This is a genomic window from Curtobacterium sp. PvP017 (assembly GCF_054060195.1).
The window spans coordinates 301,316-315,531 of record NZ_JBSSCY010000003.1; the positions used below are offsets into that span (position 1 = coordinate 301,316).

Here is a 14,216-nt window from a genome sequence, read left to right on the forward strand (position 1 = left end):
CCGAAACCGAGCAACCAGAGAAGGCAACTGCATCATGGGTCAAGAAGTCATCCTCATCGTCATCGTCGTGGCGTTCGCGGCCTTCATGTTCTACAACAGCCGCAAGCGCAAGAAGCAGCAGGGCGAGCTCGCCACCAAGATGGTGCCGGGTGCTCGCGTGATGCTGTCCTTCGGCCTGTACGGCACGCTCCTCTCGGTCGACGACGAGAAGGTCACCGCCGACGTCGAGATCGCACCGGGCACGGTCGTCACGGTGCACCGTCAGACCCTGTCGCGCGTCGTCGACGACAGCGCCTCGGACATCGAGACCACCGCGACGCCGGAGGACGAGGCCAAGCCCGTCGCCGAACTCAACGGGGAGCCGGTCTACGGCGAGCGGGTCGACAACGACCGCCTCGACGAGACCGACGCCACGAAGCGCAAGTCCGACGACTGACGCCCTCGGCCGCCGGGTCGTCTGACCCGGCGGCTTCCCTCTGCCGTCGCGCCTGAGTGCCGATGGTCCTGAACAGAAAGACGAGACGACCGGTGGCACGATCGACACCCGTCAAGAAGGCGCTGCGCTCGCTCACCTGGTTGGTGATCCTGATGGCGATCCTCGCCGGCCTGAACACCGCCGCGTCGATCCTCGCCGGCAGCTCGAAGGACGACACGGACAAGTGGTACCAGGGCGCGAGCTGGGTCCCGGAGCTCGCACTGGACCTGCAGGGCGGCACGCAGCTGACCCTGGCGGCGCAGAACACCGAGGGCGACTCGGTCACCTCGCAGCAGCTGCAGCAGGCGGTGGAGATCATCCGCCAGCGCATCAACGCCACCGGCGTCTCCGAGACCGAGATCAACACGCAGGGTGCGAACAACATCGTCGTGTCGATCCCCGGTCGGCCCGACAAGGCCACGATCGACCGCATCGAGGCAGCGGCGAAGCTGACGTTCCGCCCGGTGCTCTTCACCGAGGCCGCGACGAACTCCGCCGTCGGTGACGACGGGAAGTCCACCGCCTCGCCGACGCCGTACTCGCCGCCCGCCTCGCTCGCGGCGACGCCGAGCGCGAAGCCGACGAACGGCAGCGACGTCAACTGGGTGACCCCGGCGCTCCAGGACCTCTACACGAACTACAACTGCGCCGCCCCGGACGACGTCACCTCCGCTCCGGACGACGAGCCCCTCGTCACCTGTGACGCCGACGGTGCCGCGAAGTACATCCTCGGTCCGGTCGAGGTCTCCGGTGCGAACATCAGCAACGCCACCTCGGGTCTGGCCACCGACTCGCAGGGCACCTCGACGGGCCAGTGGGCCGTCAACCTGACCTTCGACGGACAGGGCACGAAGGACTTCCGCACCGTCACGAACCGTCTCGTCTCGCTGCAGGCGCCGCAGAACCAGTTCGCGATCGTGCTCGACGGCTCGGTCATCACGGCCCCGTCCACGAACTCCGCCATCACCAACGGCAAGGCGCAGATCACCGGTTCGTTCACGGCCGAGTCGTCGAAGACCCTCGCCGACCAGCTCAAGTACGGTGCGCTGCCGATCAACTTCCAGGTGCAGTCGAACGAGAACATCTCGGCGACGCTCGGCACCGCCCAGCTCATCGGTGGTCTCGTCGCGGGCCTGATCGGGCTCGTCCTGGTGATCATCTACTCCGTCATCCAGTACCGGGCGCTCGCGTTCGTCACGGTGCTGTCACTCGGGGTCGCCGCGGTGCTGACCTACCTGGTCATCGCGATCATGTCCTGGCGCGTCGACTACCGCCTGTCGTTGGCGGGTGTGGCGGGTCTGATCGTCGCGATCGGCATCACGGCGGACTCGTTCATCGTGTACTTCGAACGCATCCGTGACGAACTCCGCGACGGCCGTGCCCTCGAGAGCGCGGTCGAGTCCGGCTGGAAGCGCGCACTCCGCACGATCCTGGCGTCCGACGCGGTGAACTTCCTCGCAGCCGTCACCCTGTACGTGCTCGCCGTCGCCGACGTGAAGGGCTTCGCGTTCACGCTCCTCCTCACGACGCTGATCGACATCGTGGTGGTCGCGCTCTTCACCCACCCGATGATGCAGCTCATCTCCCGCAGCCGGTTCTTCGGCGAGGGGCACAGGTTCAGCGGGCTCGACCCGGCGGCGCTCGGTGCTGTCTACAAGGGGCGCGCGCAGTTCCGCGCTCCCGTGGTGGACGGCAAGCGCCAGCGCAGCGCCGGTGAGGCGCAGCGCCGACAGACGATCGCGGAGCGGAAGGCCCAGCAGGCCTCCGGCGACAACGGCTCCACGCCGGACGGGAAGGACGACTGATGGCCAGCTTCAGCCAGTTCGGCAGCGACCTCTACACGGGCAAGCGGTCGTACGACATCATCGGACGACGCAAGACCTGGTACCTCATCGCGCTCATCATGATCGTGATCTCGCTCGCCACCCCGTGGCTGCGCGGCGGGTACCAGCTCGGCATCGAGTTCACCGGCGGCTCCGAGTTCACCCTGTCGGACGTCAAGAACACCGACCAGAGCATCGCGACCGACACCGTCGAGCGGGTCGTCTCGGACGAGATCCCGCGCGTCTCCCAGCTCGGGACGCACGGCATCCGCGTGCAGACCGGCCAGCTCACCGACCGCCAGACGACCGAGGTGCAGGACGCCCTGGCCGAGGCGTACGACGTGCCGCAGAGCCAGGTCGCCGCGACCTTCATCGGTGCCACGTGGGGTGCCGACGTGCTGGCCCAGGCCATCCGCGGTCTGGTGATCTTCCTCGCCCTGGCCGCCGTGTTCATGACGCTGTACTTCCGCACCTGGAAGATGTCGCTGTCGGCGATGGCGGCGCTGCTGCACGACCTGCTGATCACGGCGGGCGTCTACGGCATCGTCGGGCTCGAGGTCACGCCCGCGGCCGTGATCGGATTCCTGACGATCCTCGGCTACTCGCTCTACGACACCGTGGTGGTGTTCGACAAGGTGCGCGAGAACACCGCGCAGGAGTCGATCCGGACCTTCAAGCAATCCGTGAACCTCGCGGTGAACCAGACGCTCGTCCGCTCGATCAACACCTCGGTCGTGGCACTGCTGCCCGTCGCGGCGATCCTGTTCATCGGGTCGTACGTGCTCGGCGCGGGGACCCTCCGCGACATCTCGCTCGCACTGTTCATCGGCATCATCGTCGGGACCTACTCGACGATCTTCATCGCGTCGCCGATGTACGCCCACCTGCGCGAGAACGAGCCGAAGATCAAGCAGGCCGACGCGAAGAAGACCGAAGCGGCGGCCAAGCGCCAGCGCGAGGTCGACGCCGCGGCCACGGCGGACGTCTGATGCCGATCGAGATCACCGAGGTCGACGTCGCCGAGGCGCGACGTCGACTGGAGTCCGGCGCACGACTGTTCGACGTCCGCGAGCAGGGGGAGTGGGACGAGGTCCACGCGCCTCAGGCCACGCTCGTGCCGATGTCCGAGCTGGTGAACCGGTGGCAGGAGATCGACGGCGGCGACGAGCCGGCGATCATCGTCTGCCACTCGGGCGCCCGTTCGTCACGCGTGGTCGCAGCCCTCGAGCAGTCCGGCGTCTCCGCGGTCAACCTGACCGGCGGCATGGTCGCCTGGGAGCAGTCCGGTGCCCCTGTGGTCCGCGACGCCCAGGGCGAACCGGGTCACGAGCACTGACCGGACGCGCGTAGTGTTGTCGGATCGAGCTCGGATCGAGCTCTCGGACCGAGTCCTGGGAGGCGCATCATGACGGACACCCGCGAAGAGCCGTCTGCGCCGAGTCGCCCCGGGTCCGCACAGCGCCCGACCAGCCCCCTCGGCCCGAACACGACGGGCAACCTCGGTTCCCTCCGCTCGCTGCTCCCGCGCCTGTTCTCGCGCGCCCAGCCGGCAGGTGCCGTGGACACCCTGATCCGCACGGTGCGGTCGCACCACCCGAAGGCCGACGTCACCCTCATCGAGCGCGCCTACTCGGTCGCCGAGCGCGCGCACGACGGTCAGAAGCGCAAGTCCGGCGAGCCGTACATCACGCACCCGGTGGCCGTCGCCCAGATCCTCGCCGACCTCGGCATCGGGCCGATCACGATCGCTGCGGCGCTGCTGCACGACACCGTCGAGGACACCGACTACCAGCTCGACCAGCTGCAGGTCGACTTCGGCGACGAGATCGCCATGCTCGTCGACGGCGTCACGAAGCTCGACAAGGTCAAGTACGGCGACAGCGCCCAGGCCGAGACCGTCCGCAAGATGGTCATCGCGATGTCGAAGGACATCCGCGTGCTCGTCATCAAGCTCGCCGACCGACTGCACAACGCCCGCACCTGGGGTTTCGTCGAGTCCACCTCCGCCACCCGCAAGGCGAAGGAGACGCTCGAGATCTACGCGCCCCTCGCGCACCGGCTCGGCATCCAGATGATCAAGCTCGAGCTCGAGGACCTGTCGTTCGCGGTCCTGCACCCGAAGCTCTACGTCGAGATCGACAGCCTGGTCAAGGAACGGCAGCCGAAGCGCGAGCAGTTCGTCCAGAACGTCATCGGCACCCTCAAGAAGGACCTGAAGGCCGCGAAGGTCCGCGGCGAGGTCATGGGGCGGCCGAAGCAGTACTACTCGATCTACCAGAAGATGATCGTGCGGGGTCGCGAGTTCGACGAGATCTACGACCTCGTCGGCATCCGGGTGCTCGTGCCGACGGTGCGCGACTGCTACGCGATGCTCGGCTCGGTGCACGCCCGGTGGACGCCGCTGCCCGGCCGGTTCAAGGACTACATCGCGACGCCGAAGTTCAACCTGTACCAGTCGCTGCACACCAGCGTGCTCGGGCCGCAGGGGCGCCCCGTCGAGATCCAGATCCGCACGCACGAGATGCACCAGCGTGCCGAGTTCGGTGTCGCCGCGCACTGGAAGTACAAGCAGCGCGCTGCCGGCCGCGACGTCGGCACCTCGTCGACCACCGACGACCAGGACATGGCGTGGCTCGCCCACATCACCGACTGGCAGGCGGAGACGAGCGACCCGGGGGAGTTCCTCGACTCCCTCCGCTACGAGATCGGCGCGAAGGAGACCTACGTCTTCACGCCGCAGGGCAAGGTCATCGGACTCCCCGCCGGCGCCACCCCGGTCGACTTCGCGTACGCGGTCCACACCGAGGTCGGGCACCGCACCATGGGCGCCAAGGTCAACGGTCGACTGGTGCCGCTCGAGAGTTCGTTGTCGAGCGGTGACGTCGTCGAGATCTTCACGTCGAAGAACCCCGACTCCGGGCCCTCGCAGGACTGGCTCAAGTTCGTCAAGAGCCCGCGGGCCCGCAACAAGATCAAGCAGTGGTTCACCAAGGAGCGTCGCGAAGAGGCGGTCGAGCAGGGGCGCGACGCCATCGCCCGCGCCGTGCGCAAGCAGAACCTGCCCCTCCAGCGGATCATGAGCCAGGACACCATCGCCGAGGTCGCCTCGTCGATGCGGTACGACGACGTCTCGGCCCTGTACGCCGCGGTCGGCGAAGGGCACGTGTCGACCCAGTCCGTCATCGAGAAGGTCCTGGGCAGCGTCCAGAGCGACACCGAGACCGACGAGCCGGAGCTCACGTTCCCCCGCCAGGTCACGAGCCGCCAGCTCCGCACGAGTGACAGCGGCGTGCTGGTGCGCGGTGCGCCGGACATCCTGGTGAAGCTCGCGAAGTGCTGCACCCCGGTGCCGGGCGACCAGATCGTCGGGTTCATCACCCGCGGCCAGGGCGTCTCGGTGCACCAGTCGTCGTGCACGAACGTCAAGTCCCTGATGAACGAGCCGGACCGGATGATCGAGGTCGAGTGGGCGCCGTCGTCGAAGTCGGTGTTCCTCGTCCAGATCCAGATCGAGGCCCTCGATCGGTCGGGGCTGCTGAGCGACGTCACCCGGGTGCTGACCGACCACCACGTCAACATCCTGTCCGCGACGGTCTCGACCTCGTCCGACCGGCTCGCGCTCAGTCGCTTCGTGTTCGAGATGGGCGACACCATCCACCTCGACCGGGTGCTGAACGCCGTCCGGCGGATCGACGCGGTCTACGACGTCTACCGCGTCAGCGCCGGCTGAGCGGACGGGCAGACCCGTCACCGACGGCTGAGCCGACAGTCCATCCGGTCACCGCTCGCTGAGCAGCGCGCGCAGACGACGTTCGGCCTGGCGCACCATCGGGATGGTGCCGAGGGCGCTCAGGCGCTCCCGCAACTCGTCGCCGGTCACCGCACCGATCGCGAGCAACCCGGCGACCGCGTCGATGCGCGACGGGTTCGTCGGTCCGGGCGTGCGCAGCAGGTCGACCGCGGTGCGCGCCGGTGTCGTCACCGTGGTCTGCGCCGATCCCAGCCGGACCACGTCGACGGGCTCGAGCGCCACCTCGCGCAGGTGCAGGGCCGGCCCGGCGGCGATGCGTAGCTGCGGCGGGACGCTCGCCTCGAACGGGTCCGGCGGACGGGACGTCGTGCCCCAGATCCACGCGGCGGTGCGGCCGGCGGCGACCAGCCGGGCATCACCGAGGACCCAGGCGGCTGCGGTCGCTCGGAGCGCCGGGTCCTGCGGGGTCGCGGGTGAGGCCCAGCACGGCCCGACGGGGACCAGCTCGCCGGCCAGCACCGCTGCGCGCAGTTCCGCCTCGGGCCAGTCGTCCGTGGTCAGGAGACGGGAACCGGGCACCTCGTCATCCTGCCGGACACCGGCGCCCCGCCGACACCCCCTGTGGACAGCCCGGACAGCCCGGACAGCCCGAACAGCCCGAACAGCCCGCACACCCAGCGCCCGGACACCCCGGACGCCCCGGACGCCCCGGCGTCAGCGTCAGCGCAGGACGTCGGCGCGGTGCACCAGCGCGGCGGCCCCGATGAGCGGGCCGTCCTGCGACAGCGCCGTCGGCACGATGCGCACCTTCGTCACGAACCCGAACTCGACGCGCTCCGCCACCGCTTCGCGTGCGTACTCGAACAGGTCCGGCGTGACGTGCGAGAACCCGCCGCCGATCGCCACGACCTCGAGGTCCACGAGGCTCGTCGCCGCGGCGATCGCCTGGCCGAGGGCCCGGCCGCTGCGCTTGACCGCCGCGACCGCGATCTCGTCGCCGGCTGCGTACGCCGCCGACAGCTCTTCGCCCGTGGACCCGGCGAACCCCTGCCGCTGCGCCCAGGCGACGGTCTTCGGGCCGCTGGCGATCGCTTCGAGGCAGCCGGTTCCCCCGCAGGCGCACGGGTCGTCGTAGCCGCCGCACTCCACGTGGCCGATGTGCCCGGCGTTGCCGGTCGGGCCGCTGACGGTGCGGCCGTGCAGGATGAGGCCGCCGCCGACGCCCGTCGAGACGATCATGCCCATGACGTGGTCGTACCCCTGGGCAGCCCCGACCCAGTGCTCGGCCAGCGTGATCGCCAGGCCGTCCATGCGCAACGTGACCGGCACGCCCTCGGGCACGAGCGCCGCGATGCGGTCCCGCAGCGGGTGGCCGCGCCACACCGGCATGTTGAGGGGGGAGACCAGGCCGTGCTCCTCGTCGACGGGGCCGGCCGAGCCGACGCCGACGCCGACCAGGGTCGCGTCCGCGGGGACCGTGCCGAGCGCGCTCGTCACGACCTCGTCGACGGCCGCCTGCAGCTCGTCGGACGTGCGCTGCGGCCCCGTGGGGCTGCGGAAACGCGTGCCCGGCAGGACGACGCCCTGGTCGGTGACGAGAGCGGCTTCGACCTTGGTGCCGCCGAGGTCGACGGCGAGGGCGAGGGCGGGGGACTGGGGTGCGGTGCTGGACATGCGCGCTCCGATGCGGCGGTCTGGAGGCCCGGCGCGGCTCCCGGACGCGTCGTCGCGTCCGGTGGGCCCCGGCCTGGCAGGTGGTGGGTCGGTCGGGTCAGGTCGTCGTGCGGTGGATCAGGTCGTGTCGCGGTGGATCAGTAGGAGCTGGTGTCGTCGCCCTGCGACGACGCGACCCCGGTCTCGACGCGGTGCGCGACCTCGTCCAGGATGCGCGCGGAGGCGCTCGTGCCGATGCGGTTCGCTCCCGCGTCCACCATCTCGAGCAGGGTGTCGAGCCCGCGGACGCCGCCCGAGGCCTTGACCCCGGTGTCGGCACCGACGGTGCGGCGCATCAGGGCGATGTGCTCGGTCGTCGCTCCGCCGCCGGCGAACCCGGTGGAGGTCTTCACGAACGCGGCACCCGCCGACTGCGCGGCACGCGACGCCGCGACGATCTCGTCGTCGGTCAGGAACGCGGTCTCGAGGATCACCTTGACGACGGTGGACCCGGCGGCGTCGACCACCGCGCGGACGTCCTGCTCGACCCGCTCCCAGTCGCCGGACTTCGCGGCACCGATGTTCTGCACCATGTCGAGCTCGAAGGCACCGTCGGCCAGCGCCTGCAGCGACTCGGCGACCTTGGCCGCGGTGGACGTGGTGCCGTGCGGGAAGCCGATGACCGTGCCGACGCCGACGCCGGTGCCCTGCAGGCGCTCGACGGCGTACGCCACGTCGCTCGGCCGGACGCACACGCTGAAGACCCGGTACGCGGCGGCTTCGTCGAGCTGGGCGTCGACGTCCGAGCGGGTGAGCTCGGGCTTCAGGATCGCGTGGTCGATGAGGCCGCGGACGGCATCGGCGGTGACGGGGAAGGCTGCGTTGTCCACCCGGCAAGCCTACCCGTCAGGCGTGCCGCGTAGCGTTCGGGGCATGCAGGTCCTCGTCACCGGCGCCACCGGGTACATCGGCGGTCGTCTCGTCCCCCGTCTCCTCGAAGCCGGACACTCCGTGCGCGTGTTCGTGCGCAACCCCCGCAAGCTCCAGGACGTCCCGTGGAGCAGCGACGTCGACATCGCCGAAGGGGACCTGCAGGACGCCGACGCGGTCCGCGCCGCGGTCGACGACGTGGAGGCCGTGTACTACCTCGCCCACGCGATGGGTGCCGACGGCGACTTCGAGTCCGCCGAACGCCAGGCGGCCGAGACGATGGCGCACGAGGCGAAGCGCGCCGGTGTCAGCCGGTTCGTCTACCTGGGCGGGCTGCACCCCGACGGCGACCTGTCGAAGCACCTTCGCAGCCGCAAGGAGGTGGGGGAGATCCTGCTCGGATCGGGCGTGCCGACCGTCGCCTACCAGGCGGGTGTCGTCATCGGATCCGGCAGCACCTCGTTCGAGATGATCCGGCACCTGACCGACGTCCTGCCCTGGATGCCGGCACCGCGGTGGGTGCGCAACCGCATCCAGCCGATCGCCGTGCGCGACGTCCTCTACTACCTGGTCGCGGCGCTCGACGTCCCAGCAGACGTCAACCGCACCTTCGACATCGGCGGTCCGGACGTGCTCCGCTACGGCCAGATGCTCAACGGCTACGCGGTCGAGGCGAAGCTCCGGCAGCGCCCCATCACGGTCCTGCCGGTGCTCACCCCGCGACTCGCGGCGCACTGGTTCAACGCCGTCACCCCGATCCCGCGCAAGCTCGCGACCCCGATCATCGAGTCGCTGCAGTTCGAGTGCGTCCAGCGCGAGCACGACATCGACGACGTCGTGCCGCAGCCCGAGGGTGGGCTCACCTCGTACCGCCGAGCCGTCCGCCTCGCCCTGAACAAGATGCGCTCGGGCCAGGTCGAGACGAGCTGGCGGAGTGCCACGCTGTCGAGCGCCTCGGCCGACCCGATGCCGAACGACCCGGACTGGGCCGGCCACACCGTCTACGTCGACGACCGGAAGCGGCACTCGAGCGCCTCGGCCGAGGACGTCTGGCGCGTCGTCGAGTCGATCGGCGGCGAGAACGGCTGGTACTCGTTCCCGTTGGCCTGGGTCGCGCGCGGCTGGATGGACAAGGTCGCCGGCGGTGTCGGGCTCAGTCGTGGGCGCCGTGACCAGGACCGGCTCGAGCAGGGCGACGCGCTCGACTGGTGGCGCGTCGAACGACTCGAGCGCGGCCGGTACCTGCGGCTCCGGGCAGAGTTCAAGTCCCCGGGACGCGCCTGGCTCGAGATGACCGTCACCCCGAACCCCGAGGGCGGCAGCGACTACCACCAGCGGGCGATCTACTTCCCGCAGGGCCTCCCCGGACGCCTGTACTGGTACGGGATCCTGCCCTTCCACGGGATCATCTTCCCCGGCATGGTCGAACGCATCACCGCGGCCGCCGAGCGCGAGTCGGACAACACCGAGTCGACGCAGCGCAACCGGACCCAGCACAATGGGAGTCCGGAACCGGCGAACGAGGAGGCAGCATGACCGAGGAACGCAGTCCCGTCCTGTTCCTGGGCGACAGCATCACGGCCCAGGGGTCGTGGAACACCTGGCTCCCCGACGAGCACACGCTGAACCAGGGCGTCAGCGGCGACACGACCGACGGCGTGCTCGCGCGCCTCGAGGCCGTCGTCGCCGAACAGCCCGAGGTGATCGTGCTGCTCATCGGCACGAACGACTTCGGCAACCACCGGGCGAGCGCCGAACACGTCGTCCGCAACGTCGAGACCATCCTCGTCACCCTCCGGCGCGAGCTGCCGGGCGTGCGTCTGCTGCTCGTCTCCGTCCTGCCGCGCCAGGCCGAGTACACGACGAAGATCGAGGAGGCGAACCGGCACCTTCGCCAGTTCGTCGCGACCTGCCACGCGCAGTACCTCGACGCCTGGCCCGCGCTGGCCGACGGCGACCACCTCGACGACCGCTTCACCGACGACGGACTGCACCTCACCGACGAGGGCTACCGGGCGTACCTCGGCGAGCTGGTCCCCGCGCTCGAACGTGTGCGGGGTCTCCCACCCATGTCCCGGTCCTTCACGGCCATCGACCTCGACGAGGCCCCCGCCTGATGGCTGCCCGCAAGGGGCGACCCCCGGTGGGGTCGTCGCAGCACGGCGTGCCCGCCGCCCCGGTCCGACCGGCCGCGGGCGCGACGAGCACCCGTGCGACCCCCGGGTTCACCCGGCCGGCGCTCGCGCCGTCGCTCATCGCCGCGATCGTCCTGCTCGCCTGCGTGGCGATCATCGACTCGTCCGGATTCGTCTTCGCCCGGTGGGGCGTCACGGTCCTGGCCCTCATCGTGCTGGTCTTCGCCGTCCGCGGGAAGACGTGGTGGGCTGCGCTGCTCATGGCCGCCGTCGCCGTCTGCTGGAACCCCCTGGTCACGGTGCCGATCCCCGGCCAGGTGTGGGCGGCCCTGCAGATCCTGGTCGCCGCGCTGTTCATCGTGGTGGGCATCGCCGTCAAGGTGCCGCGCGAGGCGGACGCTCCCCGGGCCTCCTGAACGGCTCGGCTGGCCGCCTGCGGAACCGAGCGGGCGGGCGGACGGTAGGATCGCAGGGTCGGGTACAGGACCCGGCAGCGCGACCCGAAGGGCATGGATGAACGACGAGACCGAGCCGGTGACCGAGAGTCCTCTGCTGAACCCTCGACCGTCCTCCGGCGGTCTCGACCGACCCGACGTCGTCGTCCGCAAGGGGCGCCTGACGCTGCTCAACGGCCACCTGACGCCGCAGCAGTCGATGATCGAGGACCTGCTGTTCCTCGACGACGCGCTCACCGAGGCCGACGTCGACCACCTGCTCATCCGCGGCAACGACGAGCGTCCGGTCATCGCGATCGACGAGCGCGACCGGCAACGTGCGGAGAGCGCCGTGATGGCCGCCGCCGTCAACGAGCCCTTCTACGCGAAGCCGCCGGGTCAGCCTGCCGTGCTCGTGCAGGACGACGGGCTCGGGCCCGTCGACGAACCGGTGCTGCGTGTGTTCCGTCCGCGCCTCGAGCCGCTCGGCCGTCTGCGCTACGGCGCCGAGACGAGCGTCCAGCTCGAGTTCTGGCGACTCACCGACACCGAGGTGCTGGCGCCCGTCGAGAACGCCCTGATGCGCCGCAGCCTGCCGGTCGAGGAGTTCGTGCTCGTCGACATCGAGCGCTACGGCCGCACCTGGCGCACCGTCGAGCACATGTTCGACGACCACGTCTCCGACATCCGCTTCCCGATCGACATCGTCTTCTCGTGGGTCGACGGCAACGCCATCGAGTACCAGCGCGCCCGCCAGGCAGCGCAGGCCACGGCCGTCCTGGGCGAGGGCGATGACGCCCCCGCCCGCTTCCGGCAGATCGACGAGCTGAAGTACGCGCTGCGTTCCGTGCACACGTTCGCACCGTGGATCCGTCAGATCTACATCGCCACCGACTCGCCCGCGCCGCACTGGCTCGCCGACCACCCCAAGGTCCGCATCGTGCGCAGCGAGGAGTTCTTCGCCGACCCGTCCGTGCTGCCGACGCACAACTCCCAGGCCGTCGAGTCGCAGCTGCACCACATCCCGGGCATCAGCGAGCACTTCATCTACTCGAACGACGACATGTTCTTCGGCCGCACCGTCGACCCGTCGGTGTTCTTCAGCCCGGGGTCGGTGACGAAGTTCATCCTCGCCACCACCCGCATCGGGCTCGGCGTGAACAACGCCGCGCGCAGCGGGTTCGAGAACTCGGCGCGCGTGAACCGCCGGTTGTTGCAGCAGCGGTTCGGTGCGGTCACCACGCGGCACCTCGAGCACGCGCCCACGCCGCTCCGAGCGTCGATCATGACGGAGATGGAGCACGAGTTCGCCGACGAGTTCCGCACCACGGCGGCGTCACGCTTCCGCGCCGCCGAGAACATCTCGGTGACGAACTCGCTGTACCACTACTACTCGTTGCTCACCGGCCGGGCGATCGTGCAGGAGAACGCGGACGTCCGCTACATCGACACCACGATGCAGTCCGGGCTGCGGTCCCTCGACGAGCTGCTGAAGAAGCGGAACGCGGACTTCTTCTGCCTGAACGACGGCAGCTTCCCCGAGGTCAGCGACGAGGAGCGGACGCAGCGCGTCACGGACTTCCTCGAGCGCTACTTCCCCTTCCCCGCGCCGTGGGAGCGCGACAGCGTCTAGAACGCGCCAGCGTTCTGCTGTCGCGCTCCGGGCGAGCCTGCGAGCCCGGCGCCGAGACCCGGCCATGCGCTCCGGGCGAGCCTGCGAGCCCGGCGCCGAGACCCGACCATGCGCTCCGCGCGAGCCTGCGAGCCCGGCGCCGAGACCCGACCATGCGCTCCGCGCGAGCCTGCGAGCCCGGCGCCGAGACTCGGCCACGCGCCGTGGTCGCGACCACAGCCGGACGGGAGGCCCGGAGCGGCCCCGCCACGTGCCTCCCGTCCGCCTCGGGCGCACGCCTCCCACACATGGTGAGCAGAAATGGTCGGGTCCCCAGACGGGACCCGACCATTCCTGTTCACGAAGTGCGGCGGCCTACCGGTGGATGGGGGAGACCGGCACCGAGTCGAGCGTGAAGACGGGGATGCTCGAGGTGACCGGAGCCGGTTCGACCGCGGGCGGGATCGTGACTCCGTGCGCTGCGAGGCGGGCCTCGGTCTCGACCGCCGACACGGGTTCACCGACCGTGGAGTAGTGCCCGATCGGGACGACCGAGTGCACGACGTTGCGACCGTAGACGTGCACCAGGTTGAACGACTGTGCGCCGTCGCGCCCGCGGGTGCCGCCCTGGAACTCGGTGAGGTCCTGCGTGTAGCAGGTGGCGCTGGCGACCGACACGGGGATGCCCGCGAAGACCGCGCTCGTCGAGTAGTGCAGGTGCCCGGCGATGATGGCCAGGACGTCACTGCCCTCCACGACCTCGGCCAGGGCCTGCTGGTCGCGGAGCTCGACGAGGACGGTCAGGTCCTGCACGCTCGGGACGGGCGGGTGGTGCATCGCCAGGATGGTGCCGTGCGGCGCCGCCTCGGAGAGGACCTCGGCGAGCCAGTCGAGCTGCTCGGGGGAGACCTCACCGTGGTGGCGGCCTGGGACGCTCGTGTCGAGGGTGATGACCCGCAGACCGTTGACGTCGTAGACGAAGTCGACCGGGCGATCGGTGGGCTGGAGGCCGAAGAGCTCCTGGCGGAAGGCGCCGCGCTCGTCGTGGTTGCCCATCGCCCAGATGACCTGCGCGCCGATCCGGCGTGCGGCCGGCTCGACGATCTCGCGGACGCGGGCGTAGGCGCCCGGTTCGCCCTTGTCGGCCACGTCGCCCGTGACGACGATCGCCTCGGGCCGGGTTCCGGATGCTTCGATGTCCGCGACGATCTCGGTGAGCCGTGCGGCGGAGTCGACCCCGCCGTACAGATCACCGTCGCCGGAGACGAGGTGGGTGTCGCTGAGGTGGAGGAGGAAGTGGTTCGGCCTGGGGTGTTCGGCCGTCCGGCTGTCCATCGGGGTCTCATTCCGTTGGCGGATGCGTGGTGCAACACGTTGCCACACCGTCCTGGACGAGTCCAGCA

General features: G+C 70.1%; 13 protein-coding genes. 9 read left to right on the top strand and 4 right to left on the bottom strand.

Translation table 11 applies throughout. From position 1 onward, the window contains the following. The first annotated feature begins 34 nt into the window (after positions 1-34). The 5 genes from ACVKXF_RS08990 (at position 35) to ACVKXF_RS09010 (ending at position 6,028) form a co-directional block, all read left to right on the top strand. Entirely contained in the window at positions 35-436 is a 402-nt protein-coding gene (locus tag ACVKXF_RS08990; RefSeq protein WP_123312632.1) for a preprotein translocase subunit YajC, read from the top strand. A gap of 92 nt (positions 437-528) precedes the next feature. Further along, the gene (secD, locus tag ACVKXF_RS08995) at positions 529-2,280 is read left to right on the top strand and encodes a protein translocase subunit SecD (RefSeq protein WP_396288408.1); all 1,752 of its coding nucleotides are present in this window, start codon (positions 529-531) and stop codon (positions 2,278-2,280) included. Beyond that, positions 2,280-3,287: a protein translocase subunit SecF gene (secF, locus tag ACVKXF_RS09000; RefSeq protein ID WP_456795516.1), complete on the top strand. Its 1,008-nt coding sequence runs from the start codon at positions 2,280-2,282 to the stop codon at positions 3,285-3,287. Before secD ends, secF begins: the two co-directional genes overlap by 1 nt. Beyond that, positions 3,287-3,634: a rhodanese-like domain-containing protein gene (locus tag ACVKXF_RS09005; RefSeq protein ID WP_456795517.1), complete on the top strand. Its 348-nt coding sequence runs from the start codon at positions 3,287-3,289 to the stop codon at positions 3,632-3,634. The genes secF and ACVKXF_RS09005 overlap by 1 nt, the downstream gene beginning before the upstream one ends. A gap of 69 nt (positions 3,635-3,703) precedes the next feature. After that, complete coding sequence (locus tag ACVKXF_RS09010) at positions 3,704-6,028, top strand: RelA/SpoT family protein (RefSeq protein ID WP_260233029.1); 2,325 nt, start codon at positions 3,704-3,706, stop codon at positions 6,026-6,028. A 48-nt stretch (positions 6,029-6,076) separates the two neighbouring features. Here the strand turns inward: ACVKXF_RS09010 and ACVKXF_RS09015 are convergent, their stop codons facing one another. The 3 genes from ACVKXF_RS09015 to deoC all read right to left on the bottom strand — a co-directional run bounded on the left by ACVKXF_RS09015 (position 6,077) and on the right by deoC (position 8,592). Next, complete coding sequence (locus ACVKXF_RS09015) at positions 6,077-6,628, bottom strand: type IV toxin-antitoxin system AbiEi family antitoxin (protein ID WP_456795518.1); 552 nt, start codon at positions 6,626-6,628, stop codon at positions 6,077-6,079. A gap of 141 nt (positions 6,629-6,769) precedes the next feature. Further along, entirely contained in the window at positions 6,770-7,723 is a 954-nt protein-coding gene (locus ACVKXF_RS09020; RefSeq protein WP_123312627.1) for an ROK family protein, read from the bottom strand. A 137-nt stretch (positions 7,724-7,860) separates the two neighbouring features. After that, complete coding sequence (gene deoC / locus ACVKXF_RS09025) at positions 7,861-8,592, bottom strand: deoxyribose-phosphate aldolase (protein ID WP_456795519.1); 732 nt, start codon at positions 8,590-8,592, stop codon at positions 7,861-7,863. A 43-nt stretch (positions 8,593-8,635) separates the two neighbouring features. On the opposite strand from deoC, the gene ACVKXF_RS09030 reads away from it, so the two are divergent. The 4 genes from ACVKXF_RS09030 (at position 8,636) to ACVKXF_RS09045 (ending at position 12,834) form a co-directional block, all read left to right on the top strand. Continuing rightward, positions 8,636-10,168 carry an SDR family oxidoreductase gene (locus ACVKXF_RS09030; protein WP_456795520.1) on the top strand — a complete coding sequence of 511 codons (1,533 nt, stop codon included), beginning with the start codon at positions 8,636-8,638 and terminating at the stop codon, positions 10,166-10,168. Next, positions 10,165-10,749 carry a GDSL-type esterase/lipase family protein gene (locus ACVKXF_RS09035; RefSeq protein ID WP_456795521.1) on the top strand — a complete coding sequence of 195 codons (585 nt, stop codon included), beginning with the start codon at positions 10,165-10,167 and terminating at the stop codon, positions 10,747-10,749. Before ACVKXF_RS09030 ends, ACVKXF_RS09035 begins: the two co-directional genes overlap by 4 nt. Continuing rightward, positions 10,749-11,183 carry a DUF6804 family protein gene (locus tag ACVKXF_RS09040; protein WP_340196075.1) on the top strand — a complete coding sequence of 145 codons (435 nt, stop codon included), beginning with the start codon at positions 10,749-10,751 and terminating at the stop codon, positions 11,181-11,183. The genes ACVKXF_RS09035 and ACVKXF_RS09040 overlap by 1 nt, the downstream gene beginning before the upstream one ends. A gap of 97 nt (positions 11,184-11,280) precedes the next feature. Continuing rightward, complete coding sequence (locus ACVKXF_RS09045) at positions 11,281-12,834, top strand: stealth conserved region 3 domain-containing protein (RefSeq protein WP_456795522.1); 1,554 nt, start codon at positions 11,281-11,283, stop codon at positions 12,832-12,834. A 354-nt stretch (positions 12,835-13,188) separates the two neighbouring features. Here the strand turns inward: ACVKXF_RS09045 and ACVKXF_RS09050 are convergent, their stop codons facing one another. Continuing rightward, positions 13,189-14,148: a phosphodiesterase gene (locus ACVKXF_RS09050; RefSeq protein WP_222657713.1), complete on the bottom strand. Its 960-nt coding sequence runs from the start codon at positions 14,146-14,148 to the stop codon at positions 13,189-13,191. Positions 14,149-14,216: the final 68 nt, after the last annotated feature.

Excerpts from the sequence above, each read along its gene's own strand:
- ACVKXF_RS08990 (WP_123312632.1), top strand. The coding sequence starts at position 35 with ATGGGTCAAGAAGTCATCCTCATCGTCATCGTCGTGGCGTTCGCGGCC.
- secF (WP_456795516.1), top strand. The coding sequence starts at position 2,280 with ATGGCCAGCTTCAGCCAGTTCGGCAGCGACCTCTACACGGGCAAGCGG.
- ACVKXF_RS09005 (WP_456795517.1), top strand. The coding sequence starts at position 3,287 with ATGCCGATCGAGATCACCGAGGTCGACGTCGCCGAGGCGCGACGTCGA.
- ACVKXF_RS09010 (WP_260233029.1), top strand. The coding sequence starts at position 3,704 with ATGACGGACACCCGCGAAGAGCCGTCTGCGCCGAGTCGCCCCGGGTCC.
- ACVKXF_RS09020 (WP_123312627.1), bottom strand. The coding sequence starts at position 7,723 with ATGTCCAGCACCGCACCCCAGTCCCCCGCCCTCGCCCTCGCCGTCGAC.
- ACVKXF_RS09030 (WP_456795520.1), top strand. The coding sequence starts at position 8,636 with ATGCAGGTCCTCGTCACCGGCGCCACCGGGTACATCGGCGGTCGTCTC.
- ACVKXF_RS09035 (WP_456795521.1), top strand. The coding sequence starts at position 10,165 with ATGACCGAGGAACGCAGTCCCGTCCTGTTCCTGGGCGACAGCATCACG.
- ACVKXF_RS09040 (WP_340196075.1), top strand. The coding sequence starts at position 10,749 with ATGGCTGCCCGCAAGGGGCGACCCCCGGTGGGGTCGTCGCAGCACGGC.
- ACVKXF_RS09045 (WP_456795522.1), top strand. The coding sequence starts at position 11,281 with ATGAACGACGAGACCGAGCCGGTGACCGAGAGTCCTCTGCTGAACCCT.
- ACVKXF_RS09050 (WP_222657713.1), bottom strand. The coding sequence starts at position 14,148 with ATGGACAGCCGGACGGCCGAACACCCCAGGCCGAACCACTTCCTCCTC.